General features: G+C 74.4%; 15 protein-coding genes. 8 read left to right on the plus strand and 7 right to left on the minus strand.

Annotated features, from left to right (window positions below; all coding sequences use genetic code 11):
* Positions 1 to 12: 12 nt before the first annotated feature.
* Positions 13 to 1,293, plus strand: coding sequence for an esterase (locus P3T27_RS28065; protein ID WP_280683358.1), 1,281 nt, complete (start codon positions 13 to 15; stop codon positions 1,291 to 1,293).
* On the opposite strand, the gene P3T27_RS28070 is transcribed toward P3T27_RS28065, so the two are convergent.
* From P3T27_RS28070 to P3T27_RS28080, 3 genes are all read right to left on the minus strand, one after another.
* Positions 1,294 to 2,265 (minus strand): NADPH:quinone oxidoreductase family protein, encoded by a 972-nt coding sequence (locus P3T27_RS28070; protein ID WP_280683360.1) that lies wholly within the window; start codon positions 2,263 to 2,265, stop codon positions 1,294 to 1,296.
* Positions 2,262 to 3,020 (minus strand): SDR family NAD(P)-dependent oxidoreductase, encoded by a 759-nt coding sequence (locus tag P3T27_RS28075; RefSeq protein ID WP_280683445.1) that lies wholly within the window; start codon positions 3,018 to 3,020, stop codon positions 2,262 to 2,264. Before P3T27_RS28075 ends, P3T27_RS28070 begins: the two co-directional genes overlap by 4 nt.
* 68 nt (positions 3,021 to 3,088) lie before the next feature.
* Positions 3,089 to 3,847: an SDR family oxidoreductase gene (locus tag P3T27_RS28080; protein WP_280683362.1), complete on the minus strand. Its 759-nt coding sequence runs from the start codon at positions 3,845 to 3,847 to the stop codon at positions 3,089 to 3,091.
* Between the two features lie 156 nt (positions 3,848 to 4,003).
* Between P3T27_RS28080 and P3T27_RS28085 the strand changes: the two genes are divergently transcribed.
* On the plus strand, positions 4,004 to 4,633 hold the full coding sequence (locus P3T27_RS28085) for a TetR/AcrR family transcriptional regulator (RefSeq protein WP_280683364.1): 630 nt from the start codon (positions 4,004 to 4,006) through the stop codon (positions 4,631 to 4,633).
* 159 nt (positions 4,634 to 4,792) lie between these two features.
* Here P3T27_RS28085 and P3T27_RS28090 read toward each other — a convergent pair whose 3' ends face one another.
* The 3 genes from P3T27_RS28090 to P3T27_RS28100 all read right to left on the minus strand — a co-directional run bounded on the left by P3T27_RS28090 (position 4,793) and on the right by P3T27_RS28100 (position 7,080).
* Positions 4,793 to 5,866, minus strand: coding sequence for a M14 family metallopeptidase (locus tag P3T27_RS28090; protein ID WP_280683366.1), 1,074 nt, complete (start codon positions 5,864 to 5,866; stop codon positions 4,793 to 4,795).
* A 15-nt stretch (positions 5,867 to 5,881) separates the two neighbouring features.
* The gene (locus P3T27_RS28095) at positions 5,882 to 6,211 is read right to left on the minus strand and encodes a hypothetical protein (RefSeq protein WP_280683368.1); all 330 of its coding nucleotides are present in this window, start codon (positions 6,209 to 6,211) and stop codon (positions 5,882 to 5,884) included.
* A gap of 125 nt (positions 6,212 to 6,336) precedes the next feature.
* Positions 6,337 to 7,080 carry a TetR family transcriptional regulator gene (locus tag P3T27_RS28100; protein ID WP_280683370.1) on the minus strand — a complete coding sequence of 248 codons (744 nt, stop codon included), beginning with the start codon at positions 7,078 to 7,080 and terminating at the stop codon, positions 6,337 to 6,339.
* A gap of 213 nt (positions 7,081 to 7,293) precedes the next feature.
* On the opposite strand from P3T27_RS28100, the gene P3T27_RS28105 reads away from it, so the two are divergent.
* The 3 genes from P3T27_RS28105 to P3T27_RS28115 all read left to right on the plus strand — a co-directional run bounded on the left by P3T27_RS28105 (position 7,294) and on the right by P3T27_RS28115 (position 10,437).
* Positions 7,294 to 7,923, plus strand: coding sequence for a maleylpyruvate isomerase N-terminal domain-containing protein (locus tag P3T27_RS28105; protein WP_280683372.1), 630 nt, complete (start codon positions 7,294 to 7,296; stop codon positions 7,921 to 7,923).
* A 74-nt stretch (positions 7,924 to 7,997) separates the two neighbouring features.
* On the plus strand, positions 7,998 to 8,363 hold the full coding sequence (locus P3T27_RS28110; RefSeq protein ID WP_280683374.1) for a hypothetical protein: 366 nt from the start codon (positions 7,998 to 8,000) through the stop codon (positions 8,361 to 8,363).
* A 238-nt stretch (positions 8,364 to 8,601) separates the two neighbouring features.
* On the plus strand, positions 8,602 to 10,437 hold the full coding sequence (locus P3T27_RS28115; RefSeq protein ID WP_280683376.1) for a M1 family aminopeptidase: 1,836 nt from the start codon (positions 8,602 to 8,604) through the stop codon (positions 10,435 to 10,437).
* Positions 10,438 to 10,556: 119 nt separating this feature from the next.
* Here the strand turns inward: P3T27_RS28115 and P3T27_RS28120 are convergent, their stop codons facing one another.
* Positions 10,557 to 11,468 (minus strand): lysozyme, encoded by a 912-nt coding sequence (locus P3T27_RS28120; protein ID WP_280683378.1) that lies wholly within the window; start codon positions 11,466 to 11,468, stop codon positions 10,557 to 10,559.
* Positions 11,469 to 11,813: 345 nt separating this feature from the next.
* On the opposite strand from P3T27_RS28120, the gene P3T27_RS28125 reads away from it, so the two are divergent.
* The 3 genes from P3T27_RS28125 (at position 11,814) to P3T27_RS28135 (ending at position 16,770) form a co-directional block, all read left to right on the plus strand.
* Positions 11,814 to 12,380: a GNAT family N-acetyltransferase gene (locus tag P3T27_RS28125; protein WP_280683380.1), complete on the plus strand. Its 567-nt coding sequence runs from the start codon at positions 11,814 to 11,816 to the stop codon at positions 12,378 to 12,380.
* 199 nt (positions 12,381 to 12,579) lie between these two features.
* On the plus strand, positions 12,580 to 14,328 hold the full coding sequence (locus P3T27_RS28130; protein WP_348534141.1) for a cellulose synthase catalytic subunit: 1,749 nt from the start codon (positions 12,580 to 12,582) through the stop codon (positions 14,326 to 14,328).
* A 159-nt stretch (positions 14,329 to 14,487) separates the two neighbouring features.
* Entirely contained in the window at positions 14,488 to 16,770 is a 2,283-nt protein-coding gene (locus P3T27_RS28135; RefSeq protein WP_280683382.1) for an acyltransferase family protein, read from the plus strand.
* Positions 16,771 to 16,824: the final 54 nt, after the last annotated feature.

The raw sequence follows: 16,824 nt of genomic DNA on the forward strand, positions 1-16,824 counted from the left end.
AGGAGAGACGGCATGAGCAGGCGGGGACGGGCCGTGGCAGCGGCACTGCTGGCGGCGACGGCGGTGCTCGGGGTGGTCGGCGCGCCCGGGGCGGTGGCGGCGGTGCCGGAGGACGGCGGCACCGGGAAGCAGGCCCGGGCCTGGCTGCCGCAGCCCACCGGCCCGTACCCCGTCGGCACCACGACCCTGCACCTCACCGACCCGGGCCGGGAGTACCGCTGGAAGCCCGGGCAGCCCCGCGAGCTGATGATCAGCTTCTGGTACCCGACCGCCCGCCCCGCAACCGGAGCCGACCGCGCCCGGTACATGGAACCCGCCGCCGCCGAGCACTTCGGCAGCGCCGGGAGCGTCGGCCGCATGAACAACGGCTTCGAACCCGGCCGCACCGACTGGGCCGGCATCCGCACCCACGCCCGCACCGACGCGCCCGCCCTGCCCGGCGGCAAGCGTCCCGTCGTGTTCTACTCGGCCGGGCTCGGCGACCCGCGCACCTGGGGCACCGGCCTGGTCGAGGACCTCGCCTCGCGCGGCTACGTCGTCGTCACCATCGACCACACCTACGAGGCCTCCGAGGTCGCGTTCCCGAACGGGGACCTCGCCACCTCCGTCTTCCCCGACCTGCTCGGCCAGGCCGACCTCGACGTCGCCGACGTGCTGCGCACCTCACTGCGGACCAGGGTGGACGACACCCGCTTCGTGCTGGACGAACTCGGCGGGCTGCGCCACGACCCGCGGCTGCCGGCCGGCCTCGCCGCCTCGCTCGACCTCGACCGGATCGGCATGGCCGGCCACTCGGCGGGCGGCTTCACCGCGGTGCAGGCCATGCACGACGACCCGCGGATCGCGGCCGCCGTCAACCTGGACGGCCAACTGCACTTCCCCGGGCCGGACGGCCACACCGGGGTGGTCCTGCCCACCGTCGCCCAGGACGGGCTGGACCGCCCGTTCCTGCTGATGGGCACCCGCAACGAGGACTCCGGGGACTACCACCACCAGCCCGGCTGGGACGCCCTCTGGCAGCACAGCACCGGCTGGCACGCCGACGTCACGCTGAACGACTCCCGGCACGGCTCCTACACCGACGCGCAGTCCCTGCTGCCACAGCTCGCCCGGCAGGGTGCGATCACCCCCGAGCAGTTGGGCAGGGACGTGGGCGACGGCCGCCCCGACCGGGCGGTGCTGGCCACCCGGTCGTACGTCGCGTCCTTCTTCGACCGCTGGCTGCGCGGGCACGACGATCACCTGCTGGACGGGCCCTCGCCGCGCTTCCCGGAGATGGAGTACGCGAGGTAGCTACTCCCCGAGGACGGCGATCCGGCCGGTGCTGCGCCCGTCGGCGACCAACTGGACGGCCTCGGCGGCCCCGGCCAGCGGCACCCGGGCGCTCACCAGCGGGCGGACCACGCCCTGGCCGGCGAGCCCGGTCAGCTCGTCGTGGGCGGCGCGGACGGCCTGCGGGTCGTGGGTGTTGTAGAGGCCCCAGTGCAGGCCGAGGATGGCGTAGTTCTTCACCAGGGCGTGGTTGAGGGCCGGCGCCGGGATCCGCCCGGCGGCGAAGCCGACCACCACGATCCGGCCCTCGAAGGCCACGCACTTGGTGGAGCCGGTGTAGGCGTCCCCGCCGACCGGGTCGAAGACCACGTCCGCGCCGCGCCCGCCGGTGAACTCCTTGACGGCGGCGACGAAGTCCCCGGCCGTCCGGTCCACCACCAGGTCGGCGCCCAGCGCCCGGGCCGCCGCGGCCTTGGCCGGACCGCCGACCACGGCGACCACCCTGGCCCCGGCGGCCCGGCCCAGCTGGACCGCCGCGCTCCCGACCCCACCCGCCGCCGCGTGCACCAGCAGCGTCTCACCGGCCCGCAGCCGGGCCCGGCGGTGCAGGGCGAACCAGGCGGTCTGGTAGCCGATGTGCAGCGCGGCCGCCTCGGCGTCGTCCAGCGCCTCGGGCGCCGGGAAGGCGGCCGCCGCGTCCAGCAGTGCGTACTCGGCGAAGGCGCCGTGCGGCAGCACCGGGTTGCCGATCAGCCGCTCGCCCCGCCGGGCGCCGTCCGCCACCTCGCCGCACAGCTCCACGCCGGGCGTGAACGGCAGCGGCGGGCGGACCTGGTACTGGCCGCGCACCATCAGCGCGTCCGGGAAGTTGACCGCCGCGGCCCGCACCCGGACCAGCAGCTGCCCCGGCCCGGGCACCGGCCGGGGCATGTCCTCGGCCAGTCGCATCACCTCGACCGGCTCGCCGAGCGCGTCCACCTGCCAGGCCCTCATAGCGCCCCGCTCCTCTCCAGCCCCTGCTGGAGCCGGTTCACCCCGGCGAGCCAGCGGTCCGGTTCGGTGGCCCGGCCCCGGTAGTACTCGGCGACCTCGGGGTGCGGCAGGATCAGGAAGCGGTCGTCGCGCAGCCCGGCCAGCGCGGCCGCGGCGACGTCCTCGGCGTCCAGCGCGGTGGGCGCGAGCAGCGCCTCGCCGACCGCGCCGGTCGAGGTGAGCATGTCGGTGCGCACGCCCTGCGGGCAGAGCGCGTGCACCCGGAGGCCGCGGTGGCGGTAGGTCGCGGACAGCCACTCGGCGAAGGCGAGCGCGCCGTGCTTGCTGACCGCGTACGGGGCCGAGCCGAGCATGGTGAGCAGCCCGGCCGCGGAGACGGTGGCGAGGAAGCGGCCGCCGCCGCGCTCCAGCCAGCGGGGGAGGAGCAGCTCGGCGGCCCGGACGTGGGCGAGGACGTTGACCTCCCAGGCGCTCGCCCAGGCGGCGGCGGGCGCGTCGGCCCCGCCGATCGGGGCGACGCCCGCGTTGGCGCACCACACGTCGATCTCGCCGAGCGCGGCCCGGGCCTGCCCGACCAGGGCGGCCAGGCCCTCGGCGGAGGCGGCGTCGCCGGGGGCGGCGGTGCCGCCGCAGTCCTCGGCCACGGCGTGGGCGGCGTCGGCGTCCAGGTCATTGACCACGATCCGGGCGCCGGCCGCGGCGAACGCCCGGGCCAGGGCGGCGCCGATGCCGCGCCCGCCGCCGGTCACCACCACGCCTTGGCCGGTGAAGTCCTCGGGCGCTGGCGCGCTGGTTTCCGGTGCGCCGGCCGCCGGCCCGCCGCTCACAGGCCGCCGCCGAGGGTGACTCCGCCGTCCACGACCAGGGTCTGGCCGGTGATCCAGGCGGCGTCCGCGGAGAGCAGGAAGGCGACCGCGCCCGCGACGTCCTCGGGCACGCCGAGCCGGCCGAGCGGGTAGGCGGCGGCGACCTGCTCCTCCCGGCCCTCGTACAGGGCCTCGGCGAACCTGGTCTTGACCACGGCGGGGGCGACGGCGTTGACCCGGATGCCCTGGGCGCCCAGCTCGGCGCCGAGCTCGGTGGTGAGCCGGATCAGCGCCGCCTTGCTGACCCCGTACATGCCGATCCCGAGCGAGGAGCGGATGCCCGCGACGGAGGCCACGTTGACCACCGAGCCGCCGTGCTCGCCCATCCAGGCGGCGTGCGCGCGGCGGGTCCAGGCCAGCGGGGCCAGGACGTTGACGGCGAGGATCTTGGCGGCGGCGGCCTCGTCGGTGTCGAGGACCGGGCCGTACACCGGGTTGATGCCGGTGTTGTTGACCAGGTGGTCGAGCCGGCCGAAGGCCTCCAGGGTGCGGGCGACCGCCTCCTCCTGGTGGGCCGGGTCGTCGCTCTTGCCGGCGACGGCGATGGCGTTGTCCGGCCCGCCCAGGTCGCGCACGGCCTCGGCGAGCGGCTCGGGGTTGCGGGCGGTCAGGCAGACCTTGGCGCCGCGGGCGACCAGCTCGCGCGCGATGCCGAGGCCGATGCCCCGGCTCGATCCGGTGACGACGGCCACCCGGCCCTTGAAGGAGTACGCCACGGAGGGTCCTGCCTTTCGCGCGGAACGTTCGACGGGGATGCCGGTTCACCGGCTGACTAAGCGCTTGCTCAGCATGGTGTCGGTGCGGGAGCCTGTCAACAGTCCGCCGACCGGTCGGCGGGAATGTGTGTACGAGTTCTCTGGGAGGATGGCGCCATGACCAGCACGCCCATCGCCGACCTCTGGCGCACCCTGCCCGACGGTGCCGACACCCGCCCCGAGGCGGCGTACCGGCTGCTCCAGGCGGCCGTCGAGTCGTTCGCGGAGCGTGGCTTCCACGCCACCACCACCCGGGACATCGCCACCGCCGCCGGGATGAGCCCGGCCGCGCTGTACATCCACTACCAGTCCAAGGCCGGGCTGCTGGCCGAGATCAGCCAGGCCGGGCACGCGGCCACGCTGGAGCTGGTCCGGGGGGCGGCGGCCGGCGAGGGCGACCCGGCGGAGCGGATGCGTCGGCTGGTCGAGGAGTTCACCGCCTGGCACGCCCGGGCCCGTACGGTCGGCCGGGTGGTCAACTACGAGCTGCACGCGCTGCCCGAGGACGCCTACGCGGTGGTCGCGGCGCTGCGGCTGGACATCGAGCGCGAGGTCAGCGCGCTGATCGAGGCGGGGGTGGCGGACGGCGCCTTCCAGGTGTCCGAGGTCCGGACGGCGGCCCGTGCGGTCACCTCGCTGGGCATCGACGTCTCCCGCTGGTACACCGACCGGTCCACCGAGACGCCCGATGAACTCGGGCGCCGCTACGGCGAGTTGGTCCTCAGAATGCTCGGCGCCCGGGTCTGATCGCCCAGGTCTGAGGCGCAGCCCGGGTCTGAGGCGCAGCCCGGGTCCGAGGCGCAGCTCAGGTCCGAGGCGCCCGGCTCGGGCGGCACGGTACGGCGTGGGGCGCCCGCCACGACAGGTCGCGGCGGACGCCCTGCTGCCGGGCGATGGTCGGGGTGGTCAGGTCGTGGCCAGGCAGAACGCCACGAGTCCCGCGTCCACGTCGAGGACGATGTTCCGCATCTCCGCCCACGGCGGGTGGAAGGCGGTGCCCCACTCGACGGTGAAGCCGAGCACCTTGCCCTGGTCGCCGTCGACGAAGTGCCGGGAGAAGACGTAGTCGTCGCTGGTCCCGCTGGTCGGGTAGAGGTGGAACCCGGTCAGCGGCTTGTAGGGGCGTCCGCGCACGCCGCCGACGCCCTGGCAGAACCGCTCGGCGAGCAGCGCGGCGTTGTCGGCGTCGGTCTTGGGGATGTACTCGGCGTACGCGACGTCGCCCGGCAGGCCGCGCTTGCCGTCGTACTGGGCGTTGCCGAAGTTCATCGTCGGGTCGATCGACTGGTTGTCGTCGTCGCCCCAGTTGTAGAGCATGTCCTCGGAGTAGCTGTGCACGTCGACGAACCAGCCGGTGCGCGGGTACTGGTCCAGCAGCCAGCGGACGTTGCGGGTCTCCGGCTCCGAGAAGGCGCTCGGGCCCGCGTAGACCTGCGGGTCGCACGGGCTGGCCGAGACCTGCGGGGTGGCGGTCGGGGCGAAGGCGGTGGCGAAGTCGAAGAGGAAGTCGTAGTTGCGGTTGAGGTCGACGCCGACGCAGTTCGGGTCGGCACTTCCACCGGAGTTGGCCGGGTCGCGGTTCTTGCGCCACATCGGGTCGACGGTCTGGCTGTGCAGCCGGCCGTCCGGGTTGACCAGCGGGAAGAACACCAGGTCCAGCCGCTGGAGCAGACCGCCGACCTGGTCGGCGGTGAACGTGGTGCCGCCGTAGCCGAGGCCGGTGCCGTTCTGGTGGGCCTCCAGCAGGTCGGCGGCGAGATGGACGAGGATCTCGCAGCTGCCCCACTCGCGGGCGTGCACGCCGCCGATCATCATCACGCAGGCCCTGGGGGTCCCGGCGGGGGCGCCGATCTGCAGGGCGTGCGCGGTGCGGCCCTCGATCGAGGGCTCGGGCAGGGTGAGCAGGTGGGAGGTGGTGGGGTACGCGGTGGCCAGGCTGGTCAGGGCGGACTCCACCTCGGTGATGTTCAGGTACGGCATGGCGTTCCTCCCCGGTCAGCCGGCGAGCTTGGCGGCCAGGCCGTGCGGGACGGCGTCGGCGGGGGCGAACCGGTCGCCGGTGCCGACCTCGGCCTGGGCGGCGCGCCCGGCCTCGCTGGCGTTCCCGATCCGGGTGACCGAGACGCCCTCGCGTTCGAGGCCAGCGACCCGGTCGTCCGGGACGTAGGCGTCGATGCTGATGCGCCCGTCCGGTTCGACGTGCGGACGGCCGCCGGTGTCGGGACGGGTCTCGCGCAGCAGCGCGAGCAGGGTGTCCGCGTCCTTGGCGGTCACGCGGAGCCGGAGGATGTCGTGCCGGGGTGGGGTGGGTGAGGGAGCGGACATGGCGACCTCTTCCGGGCGCCGTCGGGCGCGCGCCCCGGCCGGTCACGCCTCAGCGATCGCGGCCCGTGACGTGGGTGGCGGCGCCGTGCTGATGAGCGGATACGTCCGACGTGTACCTCGTATCCTCAGGATGCGCCGTCGCCGTAGAAGGCGTCAAGGGGCGCCTCGGGCACCAGGTCCAGCAGGCTGTCCAGGCCGGTCAGCAGCTCGGCCTCGGGGTCGAAGTCGGCGAACCGGGGGACCAGCGCGCGCAGCCGGGGGTAGTCGGCGGCGGACAGCCGGTGCAGGCCCAAACGCAGGACCGGGTCCGGTTCCGCCAGGTTGTCGACCACCTGGCGCTTGTCCACCAGGAGGCAGCCGAGGTTCCACGCGACGAAGGCGCGGTAGACGGTCAGCGCGGTGGCGTCGTCGAAGCCGGCCCGTCCGAGCACCGCGAGGAGGTGCTCGGTGAGTACGAGCATCGACGGGGGCCGGCGCGCCACCGGCACGCTGAGCGGCCGGGTCGCGACCAGCGGAAGGATCTCCGGGTGGGAGTGCGCCACGGCGGCGAACGCCCGGGCGATCCGGCGCAGTTCGGTGCGCCAGGCGGGCTCGTCCGGCCGGTCGCCGGATCCTTTCGCGGGGGTGTCGGCGGTGGTGCGCAGCCGTGCGTTGATCTCGGTGAAGAAGGCCTCGATCAGGCCGTCGAGCAGGGCTTCCTTGCCGGGGGTGTAGCGGTAGAGGGCCATCGACTCCACGCCGAGTTCGGCCGCCAGCCGCCGCATGGTCAGCGCGGCCAGGCCCTCGCGGTCCACCAGCGCCACGGCGGCGTCGAGCACCAGCGGGCGACTCAGGCGTCCCCGCTTCGCCGGGCCGTCCTGCTCAGCCACGTCCGGACTCCTCCGCTTCGGTGCCGACACCGTCGGGCCGCGTCTGAGCGGTCAGGCGGATACACCACCAGGATACAAGGGACGATTCCAGCGTAAACGTACGTAAGCGGGCTTGGGTGGGCGCTCGGGGACGTCGGGCGGGGGTGGCCGCCGGTCCTCGACCACCGGCGGGTAGCGTGGCAGCCCGATGAGCCGCCGTTCCGAGGAGGACCGATGATCAGTCAGAACGACTCCGTGCCAGCCCTGTTGGCCGAGGCCTGGGCCTCCTGGGCGGAGCGCGGCGCGACCCTGGATGCCGCGTCGTGGGACCTCGCCACCCGACTGCCCGGCTGGAGCGTCCGGGAGCTGTACGCGCACGTGGCACCGGTGCCGGCGATGTTCGCCGGGTTGCGCGAGGCCGTGGTGGACGGCCCGGCCGAGGTGACCAGCGGGGCCGGTATCCTGCGGGCCTACAACCGGCCGGACGGCATCGCGCACACCGCCGCCGGGCAGGTCGCCGAGGCGGCGAAACTGGCGGCCTCGGCAGCCGAACCCGCCGAGCTGATCGCTCGGTTCGGGGTCGAGGGCCCGGCCGCCCTGGCCGGCATCGCCGACCTGCCGCCCGCCACCGCGGTGGCCCACCCGCTGCTCGGCAGCGTGACGGTCGGCGCGCTCGGCGAGGTGGCGCTGATGGAGGCGACCGTCCACCTGCTCGACCTGATCGCGGCGGTCGGTGGCCCGCCTCCGGCCGACGGCGCCCTGCGGGCGACCCGTGCCCTGCTGGTCGAGGTGGCCGATCCGGTGGCCTTCATCGAGGCGGCGGCGGGTCGCGGCACTGGGGCGGTGCTGCCGGTCATCCGCTGACCCGAGACCCCGCCTGCCGAGGCCGGGCGTATCATCTGGCCGAGGCCACAACGGGGGAACCGGGGGAACGGTCGATGGTCGACATCGCATGGTGGATGCTGCCCGCAGCCCTGTACGGCGGCGGTTGGGTCGCCAACAATGCCCGTCGGGCGCTGAAGGTCCGGCACGAGCGCAGGATCGAGCTGCTCGACGCGGCCGAGCGCCGCCGGCTGTCCGTGGAGGCGGCCCAGCGCCCGCCGGAGCCGGTCTGCGGCTGCACCCACCACCTGGCCAAGCACGACAGGCAGGGCCGCTGCCACGAGGTGGTCGAGGCCCCCACCGCATGGGACGCCGAGCGCCGCCCGCTCCAGTACGAGCCGCGCCCCTGCAACTGCCAGCAGTACATCGGCCCCGAGCCCCTGAACACGGTCTTCGCGCCGGAGCTCACCGACCCGCGCTGACCGGCACCGGCCCCTGGCGTCGGCTCACCGCGCGGGGCCGCCCTCGCAGGCGGGGCGGCGGTTCGGGTCGCCCGATCCTCCCTTCCTCTCCTTTCTCTCCGGTGGCCCGGTGGGGCGCGGGAGCGCGTGGTGCCGGGCTGGGGGGGCGATCGGTGGCGGAGTATCTGTCATGGCCCTTTCAAAGAGGGGGCTTTGCTGTCACGCTGCTGCTCCCGGTTCGATCGTCCGAGAGGTTTCGATGAAAAGACTCCTGCACGCGCTGGCCGGCGCGGCACTGTTCGTCACGGCCGGCGCCGCGGCCCTCGCCACCCCCAATGTGGCGAGCGCCGCGGACTGCACGGCGGCCCAGGTCGTGGCCAACGGCGGCTTCGAGTCCGGCACTTCGCCCTGGACCGCGCCGAGCGGCGCGATCACCGGCGGTGGCGGTCAGAGTGCGCACTCCGGCGCCTCCTTCGCCTGGCTCGACGGCTACGGCTCCACGCACACCGAGACGCTCTCCCAGTCCGTCACCCTCCCCGCCGGGTGCGGCACCGCCTCGCTGGGCTTCTGGCTGCACGTCGACACGGCGGAGACCAGCACCAGCACCGCCTACGACAAACTGGCCGTCGGACTCGGCTCCACCACGGTGGCCACGTACTCGAACCTGGACGCCCAGGCCGGTTACGTGCACAAGACCGTCGACGTCTCCGCCTTCGCGGGGCAGACCGTGACGCTCTCCTTCACCGGGGCGGAGGACTCCAGCCTGCAGACCAGTTTCGTCCTGGACGACGTCACCCTGGACGTCTCCGGCGGCACCACCCCGCCGCAGCCCGGCGATCCCACCCGGACCCCGGCCGCACCCGCCTACACCGTCGACCTCAGCAGTGACGCCTCCGGCGGCAGTTGGACCGGACACGAGAGCGTGACCTTCACCAACGCCTCGGCCGCCCCGCTGAACGAGGTGTACCTGCGGCTGTGGGACAACTACCACGGCAGTTGCCCCAGCACCCCGATCACCGTGACCAAGGTGACGGGCGGGACGCCGTCCGCGCTCTCGGTGAACTGCACCGCGCTGCGGATCGCGCTGCCGGCGCCGCTCGCCCAGGGGCAGAGCGGTACGGTCGGCTTCGACCTCGGCATCACCGTGCCGAGCGGCGCGGATCGGTTCGGCCGCGACGGGGCGTTCGCCTTCATCGGCAACGCCCTGCCGGTGCTGGCGGTCCGGGACGCGGCCGGCTGGCACCTCGACCCGTACACCAACAACGGTGAGTCCTTCTACTCGCTGGCCTCGGACTTCACCGTCACGCTGGACCACCCGTCGAGCCTGCTGGTGCCGGCCACCGGCACCTCGGTGGACACCCCCGGCAGTGCCGGACGGACCGTCACCAGGGCGACCGCGAGCAAGGTGCGCGACTTCGCCTGGGGCGCCGGGCCGTTCACGCGGATATCCGGCACCTCGCCGGCCGGGGTGAAGGTCAACGTCTACTCGGTGGCGGGGATCAGCGCCGCCGACGCCCAGTCGATGCTCTCCACCGCCGTCTCGGCCGTCGACGCGCACGCCCAGCGCTTCGGGGCCTACCCGTACGGGGAGTTGGACGCGGTGATCGACAACAACTTCTGGTTCGGCGGCATGGAGTACCCCGGCTTCGTCCTCGACCTGGTCAGCACCACGGCGCTCACCCACGAGATCGGCCACCAGTGGTTCTACGGCATCGTGGGCGACGACGAGTACAACGGCCCCTGGCTGGACGAGGCCTTCACCGACTACGCCACCGACCTCGCCCTCGGCAAGACCGGCTCCGGCTGCTGGAACAGCGTGTCCTGGGCCTCGTCCGCCGAGAAGATCACCAACTCGATGGCGTACTGGGACGCCAACTCCTCGCGCTACTCCACGGTGGTGTACGGCTACGGCAAGTGCGCCCTGCACGACCTGCGCCGCCTGCTCGGAGACACCGCCATGGCCAAGCTGCTGCGGGACTACGCGCAGTCCCACTGGTACGGCGTCTCCACCACCGCTGAGTTCAAGGCCGCCGCGCAGGCCGCCACCACCGTCGACCTGACCTCCTTCTGGAGCCAGCACCGCATCGACGGCTGAGCGCAGCCGCACGCCTCGCGCCGACCCCGGCCCCCGGACCGGGGTCGGCGCCCTTGACTCCGCGCGGGGTCGGTCGGTGCGGGGCACGCTGTGGCGGCCCCGCACCGACCCGTGGGCCGTCAGCCGAGGGCGAGTGCGCGCAGGCGGTCGGCGGCGCCGTTGAACAGGTCCTGGTCGCCGGGGAAGGTGCCGGAGTCGGAGTACTGCCAGATGGTCTGGTAGCCCCAGCCGTTCGGGAGAGCGCCGATGGTGGAGCCGTAACGGGCTAGCCAGAGCGGGTTGGTGGCGCCGAAGCCGCCGTTGTCGCCGGTGCACTGGGACCACCAGTTGACGGTGGTGTAGATGGTCGGGTAGCGGCCGGTGCGGGTGTGGACGGTGTCGCTGAAGGAGCGGATCCAGCTGACCATGGCGCTCTGGCTGAGGCCGTAGCAGGTGGCGCCGTAGGGGTTGTACTCGATGTCGAGGGCGGGTGGCAGGGTCCTGCCGTCGGCGGACCAGCCGCCGCCGTGGTCGACGAGGTAGTTGGCCTGGGTGGCGCCGGAGGAGCTGTTCGGCAGGGCGAAGTGGTAGGCGCCGCGGATCAGTCCGGCGTTGTAGGAGCCGTTGTACTGCTGGGCGAAGTACGGGTTGACGTAGCCGGTGCCCTCGGTGGCCTTGACGTAGGCGAAGCGCGCGCCGTTGGCGGCCGCGCCCGACCAGTTGACGTTGCCCTGGTAGCTGGAGACGTCCAGGCCGGGGGTCTGGGTGGCGGCGAGGGCGGCGAGGGGCGCGGTGCCCGACCGCCCCTCGTGTGCCGCGACGGTGGAGCCGGCGAAGTCGCGGTCGGGGTGGAAGGCCGCCCGGCCCTCGACGACGGGGGCGACGGGCGCGGGTTCGGCCGCGTAGGCCGGGGCGGTGGCGCCGGCTACCAGGGCGGTGGCGGCGGCGAGCGCGGCCACGGCGGGCAGTCGGCGGCGGGTCGTGGTTCCGGCGGGCAGTCGGCGGCGGGTCGTGGTTCCGGTGGTGCCGGCGGAGCGGGAAGTGCGGGGCATGAACACTCCTCTGGTCCGTGCTGGTGGGCCCAAGGGGCCTGGGACGGCCGGGGGTTGGTCCGGCCGGGGAGCAGAGTAGCCATGTACCCGCCAGCGTCGCCAGGTGTCCCCGGCCACTTCCTGAACCTCCGTCACGGGTGGACGGCCGCCGTCGCGCGCCCCGGCGTCGCCGCGCGGGCGGGGGTGCGAAGGCGGAGCCGGGGCCCGTATCCGCAGGTCCCGCGCCTCGGGGCCGGTCCGCGCGCTGTGGCACGATGCCCGCAGGCCGGTCAGCAGGGACGGCCCGCGCCACGCCGCAGGCATCGAGCGGCGGGCGGCGCCCGTGCACGCAGAGAGGGACCCGCCATGTCCGAGACCATCCCCAGCCCCGCCCGGCCCGCCGGGGAACCCGTCTTCCGCCCCGCCACCCTCGCCGACGTACCGGCCCTGGTCGAGCTGGTCGAGTCCGCCTACCGCGGCGACGTCAGCCGGGCCGGCTGGACCACCGAGGCGGACCTGCTGGAGGGGCAGCGCACCGACGCCGAGGGCGTCGCCGAGGTCATCGGCCGCTCCGACGGGGTCCTGCTGGTGGCCGAGCGAGACGGCGAGCTGGTCGCCTGCTGCCAGCTTGAGCACCGCGGGGACCGCGCCTACTTCGGCATGTTCTCGGTGCGCCCCGGCCTGCAGGGCGGCGGGCTCGGCCGGGTGGTGCTCGCCGAGGCCGAGCGGGTGGCCGGCCGGGAGTGGGGCGTCGACGAGCTGGAGATGACCGTCATCGAGCAGCGGTCCGACCTGATCGCCTGGTACGAGCGGCGCGGCTTCCGCCGGACCGGGGTCTACACCCCGTTCCCGTACGGCGACGAGCGCTTCGGCGTCCCGCTGCGCCCCGACCTGCGGTTCGAGAAGCTGACGAAGGTGCTGAAGGAGGCGTGATCAGCGGGGTGCGGGCGGGCGGTGCTCGGGATCGGATCCGTGATCGCTGGACGGTCGGTCGGTACGTGATGCCACGTCAAGCCACTGACCAGGGCCGATGCGGAGATGTCATACCTCGTTCATGATTGGTCTAGGCCAATGTGAGAGGCTGAGGGCGAACGGCCACGTTCCGTCCCATGCCCAGGGGGGCCATTTCCGCATGCCCGTACTCCATGGCACCGCCATGCCCGCACCCGACACCGGTTCGCGCCGGATACCCGAGGACCCGGTCCTCCGCCTCCCCAGCCCGCCCGACGACGAGGAGCTCTACTGGTACTTCGGCCCGCAGCGCCGCTGGGTGCTGCTCTGCGCCACCCTCTCCTACGCGGGAGCCACCGCCACCCTCGGCCTGTTCGCCCTCAGCCGGCCGCTGCTCTGGCCCTTCCTCGTGCTCACCGTGCTCAACGCGGCCACCTGGCTGCTCTCGCTCGCCGACGGCCAGCGCGCCCGCCGCTTCACCCGCGACTCGCACGACCTGCTGATGCGGGCCTGGCGGCCCGCCCGCCACCCGAGCGTCGACCTGCTGCTGCCGACCGCCGGCGAACCGCTGGCCGTCCTGGAGAACGCCTACCGCCACACGGCCGCCGTCCGGTGGCCCGGCGAGCTGACCGTCCTGGTCCTCGACGACGCCGCCCGCCCCGAGGTGCGCGAACTCGCCGAGTCCTACGGCTTCCGGTACCGCGCCCGCCCCGACCGCGGCCGGTTCAAGAAGGCCGGCAACCTCAACCACGGCCTGGCCGAGGGCAGCGGCGAGGTCATCGCCGTCCTCGACGCCGACTTCTGCCCCCGCCCCGACTTCCTGCACCACCTGGTGCCCTACCTCGACAACCCCGAGGTCGGCATCGTGCAGAGCCCGCAGTGCTTCGACACGGACGCCGACATGTCCTGGCTCGAACGCGCCGCGGGAGCCACCCAGGAGATCTTCTACCGCTGGATCCAGCCCTCCCGGGACGCGCAGGACGGCACCGTCTGCTGCGGCACCAACGCCCTCTACCGCCGCGCCGCACTCATGCGCGTCGGCGGCTTCGCCGAGATCGACCACAGCGAGGACCTCTACACCGGCCTCTCGCTCGCCCGCGCCGGGTGGACCACCCGGTACGTGCCCGCCCTGGTCGCCAAGGGTATGTCGCCCACCGGCCTGCCCGCCTTCATCAGCCAGCAGTACCGCTGGTGCCTCGGCTCCCTGGCGCTCGTCCGCGACCCGGACTTCCGCCGCGGATCGGAAAGGCCTGACCGGCGGACCCTGTCCCGCTCCGCCCGGCTCTGCTTCTGGAACGGCATCCTCGGCTACGTCACCAGTGCGGTGAACGTCTTCGCCGTCCCGCTGCCCGCCCTGATCATGCTGTTCTTCGCCCCCGGCGAGATCGAGCCCTGGCAGGTGCTGCCGTTCCTGCCGCCGATCTGGGTCTCGCTCGTCCTGCTGCCCGCGATGTCGCGCACCCGCTGGCGCTTCGAGGTCACCCGGGTCCAACTCCTCGGCGGGCTCTGCCACGTGGTCGCGATCGCGCACGCGCTGCGCCGCCGCAGTGCCGACTGGGTGCCCACCGGCGCCGTGTCGGGCGGCAGTTCGCTCGCCCGGACGGTCGCCCGGATCGGGGTCGGCTGGCTGGGGTTCGTCGTCCTCGCGGGCGTCGCCGGACTCGTCCGCGCCGTCGCGCTGTACGGCTGGCAGCCGTACTGGGCGCTCACCGCGCTGCTCGCGCTCACCGCGTACACCGTGATCCCGCTGGTCCGGTCGCTCCGGCCGCTCCTGCGCGGCGGCAACGGAGCCGCCGTGGGCGAGGTCGCCCCGCCCGTGCGACGCCGGTCCGACCTGGGCTTCGGCCACGCGGAGGCCGTCGCCGTCACCGCCGTGCTGCTGCTCTGCGGTCTGCTGGCGTCCGGCTGGGCCGATCCGCTGATCTTCTGAACCCCGATTCTCCGCTGCTGAGGTGACGGATCGTCAACTCGGCCGGATCCTCCCCTGTTTCCTTGCGCGTCGCCCCACCGGCGCGGACTCCGCCGCCCGGCCGCCCCATCGGCCCGGCGGCCCCGACCACCGCTGCCAGCCCCTGCAAGGAGCACCGCCGTGTCAACGGCCGTACCACCACCGTCGTCGCCGTCCTCATCCGCCGCCTCTTCTGTCGCCGCTGCCTCCGTCTCCGCCTCCGCCTCCGTCGACTCCTCCGCTCCGTCCGAACTGCTGCCCGGTGTCGTCCGGGTGGACCGGCCGGCCGCGCCCGAGCGGCGCGCCGCCGCGGACGCCGTCGCGCCGTCGCAGGCCGGCCGTCGCTCCGCCTTCCGTCCCGACATCGAAGGACTGCGCGGGGTCGCCGTCCTCGCCGTCCTCGCCTACCACGCCGCCGTTCCCGGCCTCGCCGGCGGCTACGTCGGCGTCGACGTCTTCTTCGTCATCTCCGGCTTCCTCATCACCGGCCTGCTGCTCGGCCGACCGATCGGCCTGTGGGACTTCGCCGCCCGCCGGGCCCGCCGCATCCTGCCCGCCGCCGCCACCGTCCTGGTCGCCACCGCGGCCGCCGGCGGCGCGCTGCTCGACCCGCTGCGCGGCACCGACCTCGCCCGCGACCTGATCGCCGCCGCCGGGCAGTTCGCGAACTGGCGCTTCGTCGGCCAGCAGACCGACTACCTGGCCGCCGGACGCGACCCGAGTCCGCTCCAGCACTTCTGGTCGCTCGGTGTGGAGAACCAGTTCTACCTGCTCTGGGGCGTCCTGCTGCTCGGCCTCGCCCGCTACCTGCACGGCCGCCGCCGCACCATCGCGATCACGATCGCCACCACGGCCATCGGCGCGGTCTCGCTCCTGCTGTGCGTCCGGTGGACGGCGACCTCGGCGCCGCTCGCCTACTTCTCCACCGCCAGCCGGCTCTGGGAGTTCGCGGCCGGCGCGTGCGCGGCGCTGCTCGGCGGCGCGCTGACCAACCGCGCCCTGGCCAACCGCGCCCTGGCCAACCGCGCCCTGGCCAACCGCGCCCTGGCCGGCCGAGAGCCGGCCGGCCGCGTACCGGGCGGCCGCGAGCGGGGGCGCGGGACGGCCTGGACGCTGCGGGTGCTCGGCTGGGGCGGCGCCGCGGCCGTCCTCGGATCGGTCCTGTCCTACGACCGCGACACCCCCTTCCCCGGCACCGCCGCGCTGCTGCCCGTCCTCGGCACCGCCGCCGTCCTGCTCGCCGGGCCCGCCCACCGCGCGCTCGGCGCCACCGACGTCGGACGCCTCCTCGCCACCCGCCCACTGCGGGCCGCCGGGCGCCTCTCGTACGCCTGGTACCTCTGGCACTGGCCGGTGCTGACCATCGCCCAGGCCCGGTACGGCGCCCTGCCCTGGACCACCCTGGCCGCGCTCGCCGCCGCCAGCGCGCTGCCCGCCTGGCTCACCATGCGGCTCGTCGAGCAGCCGCTGCGGTACGGCAGCAGCCCGGCGCCGCGCCGGGGCCTCGCGGTCGGCGCCAGCGCCCTCGTCATTCCGCTGATCGCGGCCCTCACCCTCGGCGGCGGCACCGTCCGGGCCCTCGGCGGCACCGCCGACGCACCCGTCGCCGCCCCGGCCGGGGCCCCGTCCGGCCCCGCCCTGCTCGCCCCCGGCGCCCGGGTGCTCGGCCTGACCCCCTCGCTGGCCCGTGCCCGGGAGGACTTCCCGCCCGGCAAGGGCTGCGAGATCGCGCTCAACGCCGACAGCAGCCCGCGCTGCCTGTTCGGCGCCGAGGACAGCCCCGACCGGATCGTGCTGATCGGCGACTCGCACGCCGGCCAGTGGATATCGGCCGCACTCGCGATGGCCGGGCAACGGCACTGGGCCCTGGAGGTCCTGGTCAAGCCCGGCTGCCCGCTCGCCACCCTGACCGTGCGCAACAACGTCCTCGGCCGCACCTTCGAGGAGTGCGACCGCTGGCGCGAGAACTCCCTGACCCGGCTCACCTCCGGCCCCAGACCGCGCCTCGTCCTGATGGCCGGGCTCAACCGCTACGGCAGCCAGGAGGAACGCGTCCAGGGCTGGACCCGCACCCTCGACCGCCTCGCCGCGCTCGGGGCGCCGCTCGCCTACCTCGGCGACACCCCGATGCCCGGCAAGGACATCCCGACCTGCCTCGCCGCCTCCGACGGCCGCTCGGACGCCTGCTTCTTCCCGCGCGACACCGCCTTCGAACCGGACCCGATGCTCGACGGCGGCCTCGCCGCGCGCTACGGCGTCCGCACCCTCGACCTCGGCCCGCTGCTGTGCCCGGGCAGCGGTCCGGACTGCCCGGCGGTGCTGGAGGGCGTGGTGCTGTACCGCGACACCGGCCACATCACCGACACCCTGGCCCGGGTGCTGGCGCCGCGGCTGGACAAGGGGCTCCTGGAGGCGGCCGGGTAGGGCCGGCCCGCTGTTTCGGCCGCCGTCCCGCCGCTCCGCCGCCTCGTCGGTCCG

It is taken from the genome of Kitasatospora sp. MAA19, from assembly GCF_029894125.1.
Taxonomy (GTDB): domain Bacteria; phylum Actinomycetota; class Actinomycetes; order Streptomycetales; family Streptomycetaceae; genus Kitasatospora.

Excerpts from the sequence above, each read along its gene's own strand:
- P3T27_RS28065 (WP_280683358.1), top strand. The coding sequence starts at position 13 with ATGAGCAGGCGGGGACGGGCCGTGGCAGCGGCACTGCTGGCGGCGACG.
- P3T27_RS28070 (WP_280683360.1), bottom strand. The coding sequence starts at position 2,265 with ATGAGGGCCTGGCAGGTGGACGCGCTCGGCGAGCCGGTCGAGGTGATG.
- P3T27_RS28085 (WP_280683364.1), top strand. The coding sequence starts at position 4,004 with ATGACCAGCACGCCCATCGCCGACCTCTGGCGCACCCTGCCCGACGGT.
- P3T27_RS28090 (WP_280683366.1), bottom strand. The coding sequence starts at position 5,866 with ATGCCGTACCTGAACATCACCGAGGTGGAGTCCGCCCTGACCAGCCTG.
- P3T27_RS28095 (WP_280683368.1), bottom strand. The coding sequence starts at position 6,211 with ATGTCCGCTCCCTCACCCACCCCACCCCGGCACGACATCCTCCGGCTC.
- P3T27_RS28105 (WP_280683372.1), top strand. The coding sequence starts at position 7,294 with ATGATCAGTCAGAACGACTCCGTGCCAGCCCTGTTGGCCGAGGCCTGG.
- P3T27_RS28110 (WP_280683374.1), top strand. The coding sequence starts at position 7,998 with ATGGTCGACATCGCATGGTGGATGCTGCCCGCAGCCCTGTACGGCGGC.
- P3T27_RS28115 (WP_280683376.1), top strand. The coding sequence starts at position 8,602 with ATGAAAAGACTCCTGCACGCGCTGGCCGGCGCGGCACTGTTCGTCACG.
- P3T27_RS28120 (WP_280683378.1), bottom strand. The coding sequence starts at position 11,468 with ATGCCCCGCACTTCCCGCTCCGCCGGCACCACCGGAACCACGACCCGC.
- P3T27_RS28125 (WP_280683380.1), top strand. The coding sequence starts at position 11,814 with ATGTCCGAGACCATCCCCAGCCCCGCCCGGCCCGCCGGGGAACCCGTC.
- P3T27_RS28130 (WP_348534141.1), top strand. The coding sequence starts at position 12,580 with ATGCCCGTACTCCATGGCACCGCCATGCCCGCACCCGACACCGGTTCG.